This is a genomic window from Streptomyces sp. Isolate_45 (assembly GCF_024721315.2).
Classification (GTDB): Bacteria; Actinomycetota; Actinomycetes; order Streptomycetales; family Streptomycetaceae; genus Streptomyces.
In genome coordinates this window covers 1-13,284 of the sequence record NZ_JANFAK020000077.1, presented here as the reverse complement: position 1 = coordinate 13,284, position 13,284 = coordinate 1, and the positions used below count along the sequence as shown (strand labels likewise).

Genomic DNA, 13,284 nt, shown 5'->3' with positions numbered 1-13,284 from the left:
ATGGAGGTTGGACAATAGTGATCCGCAGAAAGCAGGCACTCGCGATCACCGCCGTGATCGCCGCCCTGTCCCTGACCGCCGCGTGCGGTGACGGCGACGGCAAGAAGTCCGAGGGCAAGGGCGGTGACGGCGGAGCGGCGTTCAACGCGGCCACCACCGGTCTCGTGAACCCGTCGGACGCCAAGGGCGGGGAGCTCAAGCTCTGGTCGCCGCAGGACGTCGACTACCTCGACCCGGCGCGTGCCTACTACGGCTTCGTGTGGAACATGCAGCGCCTCTACGTGCGCCAGCTGCTCGCGTACGACAGCAAGCCGGGCGAGGCGGGCACCAAGCTGGTCCCGGACCTCGCCGAGGCCCTGCCGGTGCTCAGCAACGACGGCAAGACCTACACCGTCAAGCTCAAGGACGGCGTCAAGTTCGAGGACGGCACGCCGGTCACCTCGAAGGACATCAAGTACGGCATCGAGCGCGTCTTCGCGCAGGACGTGCTGTCCGGTGGTCCGACGTACCTGATCGACCTGCTCGACCAGGGTCAGAAGTACCCCGGCCCGTACAAGGACACCGACCCGAACAAGATGGGTCTGAAGTCGGTCGAGACGCCGGACGACAAGACGGTCGTCTTCAACCTGGCGAGCGCCAACTCCGACTTCAGCTACCTGCTCGCCATGCCGTCCTCCTCGCCGGTCCCGGCGGCCAAGGACACGGGCGCCACGTACACCAACAAGCCGCTGTCCACCGGCCCTTACAAGGTGGAGAGCTTCACCGCGGGCAAGGGCGCCACCTTCGTCCGCAACGAGAACTGGGACCCGAAGACCGACACGATCCGCAAGGGTCTGCCGGACAAGGTCTCCTTCACGGTGACGACGAACCCGGACGACATGGACCAGCGCCTGCTGTCCGGTGACATCGACCTCGCGGTCGACGGCACGGGCATGCAGCAGGCCGGCAAGAACAAGGTCCTCAAGGACGAGAAACTCAAGAAGAACGCGGACAACCCGTTCACGGGCTACATCCGCTACTTCGCCTTCCCGCAGTCCGTCGCGCCGTTCGACAACGTCGAGTGCCGCAAGGCCGTCATCTACGCCGCCGACCCGAAGTCGCTGCAGACCGCCCGCGGCGGCCCGACCAGCGGTGACCTCGGCGCCAACATGCTGCCGCCCGGCATCCCCGGCTCGGACAAGTCCTTCGACCCGTTCGGCCTGACGAAGGGCGAGCCGCAGGAGGCCAAGGCCAAGGAGGCCCTCAAGGCCTGTGGCAAGCCCGACGGCTTCGAGACCACCATCGCCGTGCGCAACAACCGCGCGCCCGAGGTGAAGAGCGCGGAGTCCCTGCAGGCGGCCCTCGCCAAGGTCGGCATCAAGGCGACGATCGACCAGTACGACGGCAAGCTCTCCTCCTCCACGATCGGTTCGCCCGAGAACGTGAAGAAGAAGAACTACGGCATCATCGTCATGGGTTGGGGTGCCGACTACAACTCCGGCGCCGGCTTCCTCCAGCCCCTGGTCGACGGCTCGTTCATCCTGCCGAACGGCAACAACAACTACACCGAGCTGAACGACCCCGAGGTCAACGGTCTCTTCGACAAGGCCGCCTCCGCGGCCACGCCCGAGGCCGCCGCTCCGTTCTACACGGAGATCAACAAGAAGGTCATGGAGAAGGCGCTCTACCTGCCGATCAACTTCGACAAGGCCTTCGTCTACCACAACCCGCGCCTGACGAACGTCTACTTCAACGACTCCATGGGCAAGATCGACCTTGCCACGGTGGGCATCGCCGCCAAGTAGTCGCAGGCCAGGTTCAAAGCAACTCAGCACGCAAGTAAGTGCCTTCACCGCACATGCGCTAGTCCGAAGGGCAGGTGAAGGCCGCAGGCGGTGGCCGCCGTCCCCACGAGGGACGGCGGCCACCCGCCCCGGGCGGCCGACTGCAGTGCTCGTCTACCTCATACGGCGGCTGTTCAACGTCGCCGCCACGCTGCTGGTGGTCTCCGTGGTCACCTTCGGCATCTTCTTCGCGGTCCCGAAGCTGACCGGCAGCGATCCCGCGCTCATGTACGCCGGCCGCGAGACCAACGAGACCGCCCTGGCGGGCATCCGCGTGAAGATGGGCTTCGACAAGCCCATCTCCGAGCAGTACCTGCTCTTCCTCAAGGGCATCTTCGTCGGCCGCGACTACGACGGCGGCACGGATGTCACGCACTGCGCGGCGCCCTGCTTCGGTTACTCCTTCAAGACCGAGGCCCCCGTCTGGGAGACCATGCTCGACCGCATGCCGGTCACCCTCTCGCTCGCCCTCGGGGCGGCCGTGATCTGGGTGATCGCCGGTGTGGCCACGGGCGTCGTCTCCGCGCTCAAGCGCCGCACGGCCATCGACCGGACCGTCATGGTCGGCGCCCTCGCCGGCGTCTCCCTGCCGATCTTCTTCACCGGCATGGTGGCCCCCGCGATCTTCGTCTACGGCCTCGGCTGGCTGGACGTCTCCAACTACCAGCCACTCACCGAGGATCCACTGGCCTGGCTCAACAGCCTGATCCTGCCCTGGATCACCCTGGCCTTCCTCTTCGCCGCGACCTACGCCCGCATCACCCGGGCGACCATGCTCGAAGTGCTCGGCGAGGACTACATCCGCACCGCCCGCGCCAAGGGCCTCAAGGAGGGCGTGGTCATCCGCAAGCACGCCCTGCGCTCCACGCTCACCCCGATCGTCACCATGTTCGGCCTCGACCTCGGCGGACTCCTCGGCGGCGCGGTACTCACCGAGACGACCTTCAACTTCCAGGGCCTGGGCACGGCCGCCGTGGCCGCCATCGGCGCCGGCGACCTCCCCGTGATCATGGGAGTGACCCTGCTCGCCGCGCTCTTCGTGGTCATGGCGAACCTGATCGTGGACCTGCTGTACGCCGTCATCGACCCGCGCGTGAGGCTGACGTGACCGAGACCCCCGCCTCCACCCCCACCGCCTCCGGCGGGCCCGCCTTCGTCCCCGAACAGGCCGGCCCGCGGGACGGCGCGTACCTCTCCGTACGCGACCTGCGGGTGCACTTCCCGACCGACGACGGCCTCGTCAAGTCCGTCGACGGGCTCTCCTTCGACCTGGAACGCGGCAAGACCCTCGGCATCGTGGGCGAGTCCGGTTCCGGCAAGTCGGTGACCTCGCTGGCCATCATGGGCCTGCACCGCACCGGCAACGCCCGCAGCCGCCCGCACATCTCCGGCGAGGTCCGGCTCGACGGCGAGGACCTCGTCGCCGCCGACGCCGACCACGTGCGCAAGCTCCGCGGCCGCAAGATGGCGATGGTCTTCCAGGACCCGCTCTCGGCGATGCACCCGTACTACACGGTCGGCGCCCAGATCGTCGAGGCGTACCGCACCCACCACAAGGTCGACAAGAAGACCGCCCGCAAACGGGCCGTCGAGATGCTCGACCGGGTCGGCATCCCCGAGCCCCACCGGCGCGTGGACGCGTACCCGCACGAGTTCTCCGGCGGCATGCGCCAGCGCGCGATGATCGCCATGGCGCTCGTCAACAACCCCGAGCTGCTCATCGCGGACGAGCCGACCACCGCCCTGGACGTCACCGTCCAGGCGCAGATCCTGGACCTGATCCGCGACCTGCAGAAGGAGTTCGGCTCCGCGGTCATCATGATCACGCACGACCTGGGCGTGGTCGCCGAGATGGCCGACGAGATCCTCGTGATGTACGGCGGCCGGTGCATCGAGCGCGGCACCGCCGAGAAGGTCTTCTACGAGCCCCGGCACCCCTACACCTGGGGCCTGCTCGGCTCGATGCCGCGCATCGACCGCGACCAGACCGAGCGCCTCATCCCGGTCAAGGGTTCGCCCCCCAGCCTGATCAACATCCCGAGCGGCTGCGCCTTCAACCCGCGCTGCCCGTACGCCGACGTCCCCAAGGGCGGCATCACCCGCACCCAGCGGCCCGAGCTGGTCCAGGACGACAGCCGGCACTGGTCCGCCTGCCACATGTCGCAGGACGAGCGGACCCGGATCTGGACCGAAGAGATTGCGCCGAAGCTGTGACCGACATGAAGAAGGACGCCGCGAAGGGCGCCGCGAACGCCGCGAAGGACCCCGCCGGGCGCGTCGCGCGGGCGGGCGCCGAGGGATCCGACGCGGAGCCGCTGCTGAGGGTGACCGGGCTGGTCAAGCACTTCCCCATCAACAAGGGGCTGCTGCGCCGTCAGACCGGGGCGGTCAAGGCCGTGGACGGCATCGACTTCGACGTCCGCCGCGGCGAGACGCTCGGCGTCGTCGGTGAGTCCGGCTGCGGCAAGTCCACGATGGGCCGGCTGATCACGCGTCTGCTGGAGCCGACGGGCGGCACGGTCGAGTTCGAGGGGCGCGACATCACGCACCTCGGGGTCGCCGGGATGCGCCCGCTGCGCCGCGACGTGCAGATGATCTTCCAGGACCCGTACGGCTCGCTGAACCCGAGGCACACCGTCGGCACCATCGTCGGAGCCCCCTTCAAGCTCCAGGGGGTTTCCCCGGAGGGCGGGCTCAAGGCCGAGGTGCAGCGGCTGCTGTCGCTCGTGGGCCTCAACCCCGAGCACTTCAACCGCTACCCGCACGAGTTCTCGGGCGGCCAGCGCCAGCGCATCGGCATCGCCCGGGCCCTGGCCCTGAACCCGAAGCTGGTCGTCGCCGACGAACCGGTGTCCGCGCTGGACGTGTCGATCCAGGCCCAGGTGGTCAACCTGCTGGACGACCTCCAGGAGGAGCTCGGCCTCACGTACGTGATCATCGCGCACGACCTGTCGGTCATCCGGCACGTCTCGGACCGCATCGCGGTGATGTACCTCGGCAAGATCGTGGAGCTGACCGACCGCAAGTCGCTCTACGAGACCCCGATGCACCCGTACACCAAGGCGCTGCTGTCGGCCGTGCCGGTGCCGGACCCGCGGCGGCGCGGCGCGAAGAGCGGCCGCATCCTGCTCAAGGGCGACGTGCCCTCGCCGATCTCCCCGCCGAGCGGCTGCCGCTTCCACACCCGGTGCTGGAAGGCCACGCAGATCTGCACGACGCAGGAGCCGCCGATGCTGTCACTGGCCACCGGCCACCAGGTCGCCTGCCACCACCCCGAGAACGCCCCGGACCAGGCTCCGGGCGACAAGGCCCTGCCCGGCGCGGCGGACGCGGTGGTGTCGGTCCCGGAGTAGCGGACGAGACCGGCACCAGCGATGGAGCGGGGCCCCCGGGACACGTCCCGGGGGCCCCGCTCCGTTTCCGGGCGACAATGGCGGGGTGCTCCACGATCTCTTCCCGCCCGGCATCCAGCACGCCCTGGACCTCGCGGGCATTTTTGTCTTCGCCACCGCGGGCGCGCTGCTCGCCGTGCGCAAGAACTTCGACGTCTTCGGCATCGCCGTGCTCGCCCTCGTCACCGCCCTCGGCGGCGGCCTGCTGCGCGACCTGTGCATCGGCGCCGTGCCGCCCGCGGCCTTCGGGGAGCTGAGCTTCTTCGTCACGCCGCTGATCGCCGCCGCGCTCGTGTACTTCCTGCATCCCGAGGTCCAGCGCATCAACCGGGCCATCAACGTGTTCGACGCCGCCGGCCTCGGCCTGTTCTGCGTGACGGGCACGACCAAGGCCTACGAGTACGGCCTCGGGCTGACCGCGTCCGCCGCCCTGGGCCTGGCCACGGCGGTCGGTGGTGGCGTGCTGCGCGACGTCCTCGCCAACGAGGTGCCGTCGCTGCTGCGCGACCGGGAGATGTACGCGGTGCCGGCCGTCGTGGGCGCGGCCATGGTGGCGCTCTTCATCGCCTTCGAGACGCTGAACGCCGTGACGACCGGCCTCGCGATCGTCACCACCTTCGTGCTGCGGCTGCTCGCCATGCGCTACCACTGGCGGGCGCCGCTGGCCTGGAACCGGCGCTCGTCGGTGGCCGAGGAGCCGTAGCGCGGGTGGTGGGGCCGTGCGGGCCGGGGGGTGAAATCAAAAGCTACCGCTTAGTAGCTTCCCGGTGTACCGTCGTTCCATGGCATACGCAGCGGCCCAGGCCTCCATCGGCGACAGCGAATTCGACCGCGACACCGGCATCTCCCCCCGCGCGGGCGAGCCCGGCGCGTACGACGCGGAACTCTCCGCCGGCTGGACGATCATCACCGCCGTCAACGGCGGCTACCTGCTGGCCCTGGTCGGCCGTGCCCTGTCCGCCGCCCTGCCGCACCCGGACCCCTTCACCGTCTCCGCGCACTACCTGACCTCCTCGGTGCCCGGCCCCGCCGTCATCCGCACCCAGGTCGTCCGCGTCGGCCGCACCCTCTCCACCGGCCAGGCCTCCCTGTTCCAGTTCGACGAGAACGGCGCCGAGGTCGAGCGCATCCGCGTCCTCGCCTCCTACGGCGACCTCGCCGCGCTGCCCGACGCCGTGCACACCGCCGCCGTGCCGCCCGCCTTCCCCGCCTACGAGGACTGCCTCGGCGCCGAGGCCGGCCCGGCCCCCATCCCCGGCAGCTCCGCCATCGTCGACCGCCTCCGGTTGCGGCTGGACCCGGCGACCGCCGGCTGGGCCGTCGGCGCACCCTCCGGCAAGGGCGAGATGCGGGCCTGGTTCGAACTGGCCGACGGCCGCGACCCCGACCCGTTCTCGCTGCTCCTCGCGGTGGACGCGCTGCCGCCGACCGCCTTCGACCTCGGGCTGGTCGGCTGGGCGCCGACCGTCGAACTGACCACCCACATCCGCTGCCGTCCCGCCCCCGGGCCGCTGCGGGTCTCCATCACCACCCGCAACATGGCCGGCGGCTTCCTGGAGGAGGACGCCGAGGTCTGGGACTCCGCGGACCGGCTCGTGGCCCAGTCCCGGCAGCTCGCGCGGGCGCCGAGGTAGCCGTCCCGACGGCGCGGACCGGCGGGGGCCGTTCGGTTGCCCCCGCCCGCTGGGGATCCCGGACCCGGGGGACTCGTAGAATCGGGGGATCATGGCCTACCTCGACCACGCCGCCACCACCCCGATGCTGCCGGAGGCCGCTGCGGCGATGACCGCGCAGTTCGCCGCCACGGGTAACGCGTCCTCCCTCCACGCCGCCGGCCGCCGTGCCCGCCGCACCGTCGAGGAGGCCCGCGAGGCCCTCGCCGAAGCCCTCGGCGCCCGGCCGAGCGAGGTGGTGTTCACCTCCGGCGGCACGGAGGCCGACAACCTCGCCGTCAAGGGCCTGTACTGGGCCCGCCGCGACGCCGAACCCGCCCGGACCCGGGTCCTCGCCAGCCCCGTCGAGCACCACGCCGTCCTCGACGCCGTGCACTGGCTCGCCGAGCACGAGGGCGCGCGCGTCGAGTACCTGCCCGTCGACCGGCACGGGCGCGTGCGGCCGGAGGCCTTCCGGGAAGCCGTCGAACGCGACCCGGACGACGTGGCCCTGGCCACCGTCATGTGGGCCAACAACGAGATCGGCACCGTCATGCCGGTCCGCGAACTGGCCGGCATCGCCCGCGAGTACGGCATCCCCCTGCACTCCGACGCCGTCCAGGCCTTCGGGCAGCTCGACGTCCGCTTCGGTGACAGCGGCCTCGCCGCCATGACCGTCAGCGCGCACAAGATCGGCGGGCCGTACGGCATCGGCGCGCTGCTGCTCGGCCGCGACCAGAGCCCCGTCCCCGTGCTCCACGGCGGCGGACAGGAACGACACGTCCGCTCCGGCACCCTCGACGTACCGGCCGTCGCCGCCTTCGCGGTGGCCGCCGTACTCGCCGCCGAGCGGCGGGAACGGTTCGCGGCGGAGGTCGGCGCGCTGCGCGACGAACTGATCGGCGCCGTGCTGCGGGCCGTCCCCGACGCCGTCCTCGGCGGCGACCCCGAGGACCGGCTCCCGGCCAACGCCCACTTCAGCTTCCCCGGCTGCGAGGGGGACTCCCTGCTGCTCCTCCTGGACGCGCAGGGCATCGAGTGCTCCACCGGCTCCGCCTGCACCGCCGGCGTCGCCCAGCCCAGCCACGTCCTGCTGGCCACGGGCACCGACCCGCAGCTGGCGCGCGGCACGCTGCGGTTCTCCCTCGGCCACACCTCCACGAAGGAGGACGTCGCCGCGGTCGCCGCAGCCATCGGCCCCGCGGTGACCCGGGCCCGCACGGCGGGCCTCAGCTAGTGCCGTGACCGGAAAGGTCCACCGGTTCGCGGCGCCCGGCACGGCACCTCGCCGCGTTGTCGGACCGCGGAAGTACGTCCAGTACATGCCGCGGCCCTCCGCCTTGCGATGCACCGCACCGGACACCGCGAACCGGCGAACCTTCCCGGCCACAGCACCAGGGCCTGTCCCCTCCGGAGGATCAACCGGTGCGGCGGGATCGGACGCCACGGACGGCCGCGGGCGAGGGTGTGCGGGCGGCAACGCGTCCCACCGACACCTCGTCCCACCGACACCCCGTCCCACCGACACCCCGTCACGTCGGCGCGGGCTCCACCGGCGCGGGCTCCACCGGCACCGGCCGGCGAGAGCCCGCCTTCCGGTCAGAGGTACTCGCGGGCGAATTCCACCGCCCACTCGACCGCCGCCACCGGGACGCCGTCCGACCGCGGGTCGACGGTCAGGCGGGCGGTCTCCCAGCCCTGGTCGTGGTCGCGGTGGATCGCGAAGTGGGCCTGCTCGGGCCCGCCCGGCGCTCTGACGGCGAACTCGATCGCCCGGTCGTCGCCGTCCGTCCCGACCGTGCCGATCGTCATGCCTGCGACTTCGAAGTCCACTGCCCCGCGCCCCTCGCGTAGATGCCGTCCGAGAGGCCAAGCCTCCACCCCCGGACTGACAACCGCATGAGTGCGCGTACTCAGCCGGGCGGCTCGGAGCCCAGCGCCTCGCGCACCATGCGGATGTAGCGGTCCCAGTCCCAGTGGCGGCCCGGGTCCGTGTGGTCGGCGCCCGGCACCTCGGAGTGGCCCACGATGTGCTCGCGGTCGACGGGTATCCCGTAGCGACGACAGACGTCCGCCGCGAGCTTCGCCGAGGCCGCGTACATGGCGTCCGTGAAGTCCTGCGGCCGGTGCACGAAGCCCACGTGCTCGATGCCGACGCTGCGCTCGTTCATCGAGCGGTTGCCCGCGTGGTAGGCCACGTCCAGCTCGCGCACCATCTGCTCGATGTGCCCGTCCTGGCGCACGATGTAGTGCGCCGACGCCTTGTGCCACGGGTTCTTGAACGCGTCGACCGAGGAGGCGAAGCCGCCCTGTGTGACATGCACGACGATCCGGTCCACCCGGTAGTCGTCCGGCCGGTCGGCCAGCCGCCAGTTCGCGGGCGACGCCGCCGTCCAGCTCGCGCCGACGTGATCGAGCTCGCCCTCCTTGCGGGGCTTGGACACCCCCGGCATCAGCCACCAGGCCCGGCCGATCTCCTCGCGCCCGACGACCGCCGCCGCCGCGAGCACGCCGAGGCCGCCGAAGAGCACCGCCCTGCGGGTCCTTCGCGGTGGTTTCCCGCCCTTGTCCGCCTGCTCCGTCATGTGATCCACCCCCCACAGCCGATAACGCGCTGTGACCCCGCTCGGTTCCCCGTACTCTGGACGGTGCTATGACTGAGAACCTGCCGCGCACCGCCCGTCCCCTTCGCGTCCTGGCCGCCATGTCCGGCGGCGTGGACTCCGCCGTCGCCGCCGCCCGCGCGGTCGAAGCCGGGCACGACGTCACCGGCGTCCACCTGGCGCTCTCCGCGAACCCGCAGTCCTTCCGGACCGGGGCCCGCGGCTGTTGCACCATCGAGGACTCCCGGGACGCCCGTCGCGCCGCCGACGTCATCGGCATCCCGTTCTACGTGTGGGACCTCGCCGAGCGCTTCCGCGAGGACGTCGTCGAGGACTTCATCTCCGAGTACGAGGCCGGGCGCACGCCGAACCCCTGCCTGCGCTGCAACGAGAAGATCAAGTTCGCGGCGCTGCTCGACAAGGCCCTCGCCCTCGGCTTCGACGCCGTCTGCACCGGCCACTACGCCACCGTCGTCCTCAACGAGGACGGCTCCCGCGAGCTGCACCGCGCCTCCGACATGGCCAAGGACCAGTCGTACGTCCTCGGCGTGCTCGACGAGAAGCAGCTCGCCCACGCCCTCTTCCCGCTCGGTGACACCCTCACCACCAAGGAAGAGATCCGTGCCGAGGCCGAGGAGCGGGGCCTGGCCGTCGCGAAGAAGCCCGACAGCCACGACATCTGCTTCATCGCCGACGGCGACACCCAGGGCTTCCTCGCGAACCGCCTCGGCAAGGCCGAGGGCGACATCGTCGACGAGACCGGGGAGAAGGTCGGCACCCACGAGGGCGCCTTCGGCTTCACCATCGGCCAGCGCAAGGGCCTGCGCATCGGGCACCCCGCCGCCGACGGCAAGCCGCGCTACGTCCTCGACATCTCGCCGGTGAACAACACCGTCACCGTCGGCCCCGTCGAGGCCCTCGACGTCAGCGCCCTCACCGCGATCCGGCCCCGCTGGTGCGGCTCCACGGCCGCCGCCCCCGGCACCTACACCGCGCAGCTGCGCGCCCACGGCGGCGAGACCGAGGTCTTCGCCGAGCTCGTGGACGACGAGCTGCGCGTCGCCTTCAGCGAGCCGGTCCGCGGTGTGGCCCCGGGCCAGGCGATCGTGCTCTACGACGGCACCCGCGTGGTCGGCTCCGCGACCATCGCCACCACGACCCGGGCCGCAGCCGCGGTCTGACGCGGCGCGGTACGGGCCGTAGCGGGCCGCACGGGCCGAGCGGGCCCCACGGGTCAGGCCACCGTCAGGACGATCTTGCCGGTGGTGCGGCCCAGTTCGCCGATCTCGTGGGCCTTCGCGGCCTGCTCCAGCGGCAGCACCGTGTCCACCAGGGGCTTCAGCAGCCCCTGATCGGCCAGGGCGGCGATGCCCTCCAGGCCCCCCAGGTCGGGCTCGACCAGCATCCACACGGCCCGCGCGGCGCCGGCGTCCGCCGGGACGGAGTCCGGGCCCGGCAGCGAGATCAGGTGGCCGCCTGCCTTCAGGACCTTCAGGGAGCGCTCCGCGGTCCCGTCGCCGAGGGCGTCGATCACCACGTCCACCTCGGAGACCGCCTCGGTGAAGTCCTGCTCCCGGTAGTCGATGAGCTCGTCGGCGCCCAGCTCGCGCAGCAGCTCGTGCTTGGCCGCGCTCGCCGTGCCGATGACGTACGCGCCGCGCGCCTTGGCGATCTGCACCGCCAGGTGGCCGACGCCGCCCGCCGCCGCGTGCACCAGGACCCGCTGCCCGGCCGTGACGCCGGCGGTGTCCACCAGCGCCTGCCAGGCGGTCAGCGCCGCCAGCGGCAGCGCCGCCGCCTGGACGTGGTCCAGGGAGACGGGCTTGCGGGCGAAGTGCCGGGCCGGGGCCACCACGTACTCGGCGTACGCGCCGGCCTGCCGCGGGAAGAGCGGCATCCCGAACACCTCGTCGCCCGCGCCGTGGAGGGTCACGCCGGGGCCGGCAGCCTCGACCGTGCCGGAGACGTCCCAGCCCACGATCGGGGTCTCGCCCCAGCTGATCAGGCCGCCGCTCGCGCGGGTCTTCCAGTCGACCGGGTTCACGCCGGCCGCGTGGACCCGGACCAGGATCTCGCCCAGCCCGGGCTCCGGGCGCTCGATCTCCCGCTCGACCAGGTTCTCGGGACCGCCCCACTCGTTCACGACCATCGCGCGCATGTCTGTCCGCCTCATTCCGTCCGATTGGTGTCCGTACCGGGCCGTTCCGTTTCCCGGCGACGTGTTCCAGATTCGGACACCGCGAGGCCCGACGGTATTGGCCGTCCGGCCACTATGTGACAGGATCTGGCCATGAGCGAGGTGCGTACGGACCCGATGGAACCCGCGATACCGGCGGGGCGGAGCGGCGCGGACGACCGCCACCTGGTCGCCGTCCTCGCCCTGCCCGGCTTCCCGCCGTTCGAGCTGGGGATCCCCTCCCGGGTCTTCGGCAGCGCCGTCGACGAGAACGGCGCCGTCCTGTACGAGGTCGTCGTCTGCACCGCGGACGGCGGACCCGTGACGAGCGACGCCGGATTCGCCATCCAGCCCGCCGCCGGCCCCGAGGCCCTGGCCGCCGCCGACACCGTGATCATCCCGCCCACCCACGCCATGCCCGAGCTGGCCCTCGGGGGGCCGCTGCCGCCCGAGGTGGCCGCGGCGATCGCCGGCATCCGCCCCGGCACCCGCCTGGTCTCCATCTGCAGCGGGTCCTACGTCCTCGCCGCAGCCGGGCTCCTCGACGGCCGCCCCGCGACGACCCACTGGAACCTCGCCCCCGAATTCCGCAGGGCCTACCCCCGGGTCCTCGTCGACGAGGAGGTCCTCTTCGTCGACGACGGCGACATCCTGACCTCCGCCGGGGTCTCCGCCGGCGTCGACCTGTGCCTGCACCTGGTCCGCCGCGACCATGGCGTCGCCACCACCAACCGGGCCGCCCGGATGTGCGTCGTACCGCCGTGGCGGGACGGCGGGCAGGCCCAGTACATCGACCGGCCCGTCCCCGAACCCACCGTCGCCACCACCACGGCCACCCGCGCGTGGGCCCTGGAGCGCCTCGCCGAACCCATCGCCCTCGCCGAACTCGCCGCCCACGCCCGGATGAGCCTGCGCACCTTCACCCGGCGCTTTCGCGACGAGGTCGGCATGACCCCCGTGCAGTGGCTCACCACCCAACGGCTGGAGATCGCGCGGCAGTTGCTGGAGTCCAGCGACCTGCCGGTCGACCTCGTCGCCCACCGCGCCGGCTTCGGCTCCGCCAACTCCCTGCGCCAGCACATGCGTTCCGCCCTCGGCGTCTCCCCGATCGCCTACCGCCGCACCTTCCAGCCGCACGGACCCGCCGAGCCCCACCCCGCGGCGGCCGTCCCCGCGACCTGACATGACCTGCCGGGTCATCGACCCGGGGGGTACCCCCTCGGGCACGATGGAACCCGACGGCCCGGGGGACCCCGGGCCCGTGACGGGGGAGACCGCCATGACCGCGTACGCCATCGCCCACATACGTCCCGAGGCCGTGAACGAGGACATCCTCCGCTACATCGAGGAGATCCAGTCGACGATGGAGCCCTTCGGCGGTCAGTTCCTCGTCCACGGCGCGGAGGTCGAGGTCCTCGAAGGCCCCTTCCCCGGCACCATCGTCATGATCGGCTTCCCGGACATCGAGCGGGCCCGCGCCTGGTACGCCTCGCCCGCCTACCAGGAGATCCTGCCGCTGCGCACCGCCCACATCGCGGGCGAGGCGTTCCTGGTCGAGGGCGTCCCCGCCGGCTACGACGCGCGCAGGACGGCCGCCGCGCTGCGGGCCCAGGCCGGCCTCTGACCCGGTCGGACCAC

The 13,284-nt window shown here is 71.8% G+C and carries 13 protein-coding genes; 10 read left to right on the top strand and 3 right to left on the bottom strand.

Annotation, left to right across the window (positions count from 1 at the left end):
* Positions 1–14 precede the first annotated feature (14 nt).
* From NOD94_RS23545 to NOD94_RS23515, 7 genes are all read left to right on the top strand, one after another.
* The gene (locus NOD94_RS23545; RefSeq protein ID WP_281208083.1) at positions 15–1,784 is read left to right on the top strand and encodes an ABC transporter substrate-binding protein; all 1,770 of its coding nucleotides are present in this window, start codon (positions 15–17) and stop codon (positions 1,782–1,784) included.
* Positions 1,785–1,929: 145 nt separating this feature from the next.
* On the top strand, positions 1,930–2,931 hold the full coding sequence (locus NOD94_RS23540) for an ABC transporter permease (protein WP_281208050.1): 1,002 nt from the start codon (positions 1,930–1,932) through the stop codon (positions 2,929–2,931).
* 98 nt (positions 2,932–3,029) lie between these two features.
* Positions 3,030–4,037: an ABC transporter ATP-binding protein gene (locus NOD94_RS23535; RefSeq protein ID WP_281208082.1), complete on the top strand. Its 1,008-nt coding sequence runs from the start codon at positions 3,030–3,032 to the stop codon at positions 4,035–4,037.
* A gap of 5 nt (positions 4,038–4,042) precedes the next feature.
* The gene (locus NOD94_RS23530) at positions 4,043–5,176 is read left to right on the top strand and encodes a dipeptide ABC transporter ATP-binding protein (protein ID WP_281208081.1); all 1,134 of its coding nucleotides are present in this window, start codon (positions 4,043–4,045) and stop codon (positions 5,174–5,176) included.
* A gap of 85 nt (positions 5,177–5,261) precedes the next feature.
* Positions 5,262–5,918, top strand: coding sequence for a trimeric intracellular cation channel family protein (locus NOD94_RS23525; protein WP_281208049.1), 657 nt, complete (start codon positions 5,262–5,264; stop codon positions 5,916–5,918).
* 79 nt (positions 5,919–5,997) lie between these two features.
* The gene (locus NOD94_RS23520) at positions 5,998–6,849 is read left to right on the top strand and encodes a thioesterase family protein (RefSeq protein ID WP_281208048.1); all 852 of its coding nucleotides are present in this window, start codon (positions 5,998–6,000) and stop codon (positions 6,847–6,849) included.
* Between the two features lie 91 nt (positions 6,850–6,940).
* Positions 6,941–8,104, top strand: a complete 1,164-nt coding sequence (locus NOD94_RS23515; protein WP_281208047.1) for a cysteine desulfurase family protein — start codon at positions 6,941–6,943, stop codon at positions 8,102–8,104.
* Positions 8,105–8,466: 362 nt separating this feature from the next.
* Here NOD94_RS23515 and NOD94_RS23510 read toward each other — a convergent pair whose 3' ends face one another.
* Positions 8,467–8,700 (bottom strand): hypothetical protein, encoded by a 234-nt coding sequence (locus NOD94_RS23510; protein WP_281208046.1) that lies wholly within the window; start codon positions 8,698–8,700, stop codon positions 8,467–8,469.
* Positions 8,701–8,780: 80 nt separating this feature from the next.
* Positions 8,781–9,452, bottom strand: a complete 672-nt coding sequence (locus NOD94_RS23505) for an N-acetylmuramoyl-L-alanine amidase (RefSeq protein ID WP_281208045.1) — start codon at positions 9,450–9,452, stop codon at positions 8,781–8,783.
* A gap of 68 nt (positions 9,453–9,520) precedes the next feature.
* Between NOD94_RS23505 and mnmA the strand changes: the two genes are divergently transcribed.
* Positions 9,521–10,651 (top strand): tRNA 2-thiouridine(34) synthase MnmA, encoded by a 1,131-nt coding sequence (gene mnmA / locus NOD94_RS23500; protein WP_281208044.1) that lies wholly within the window; start codon positions 9,521–9,523, stop codon positions 10,649–10,651.
* A gap of 53 nt (positions 10,652–10,704) precedes the next feature.
* On the opposite strand, the gene NOD94_RS23495 is transcribed toward mnmA, so the two are convergent.
* Complete coding sequence (locus NOD94_RS23495) at positions 10,705–11,628, bottom strand: NADP-dependent oxidoreductase (RefSeq protein WP_281208043.1); 924 nt, start codon at positions 11,626–11,628, stop codon at positions 10,705–10,707.
* Between the two features lie 156 nt (positions 11,629–11,784).
* Between NOD94_RS23495 and NOD94_RS23490 the strand changes: the two genes are divergently transcribed.
* Positions 11,785–12,828 carry a helix-turn-helix domain-containing protein gene (locus tag NOD94_RS23490; protein WP_281208080.1) on the top strand — a complete coding sequence of 348 codons (1,044 nt, stop codon included), beginning with the start codon at positions 11,785–11,787 and terminating at the stop codon, positions 12,826–12,828.
* A gap of 97 nt (positions 12,829–12,925) precedes the next feature.
* Positions 12,926–13,270 (top strand): DUF1330 domain-containing protein, encoded by a 345-nt coding sequence (locus NOD94_RS23485; protein ID WP_281208042.1) that lies wholly within the window; start codon positions 12,926–12,928, stop codon positions 13,268–13,270.
* Positions 13,271–13,284: the final 14 nt, after the last annotated feature.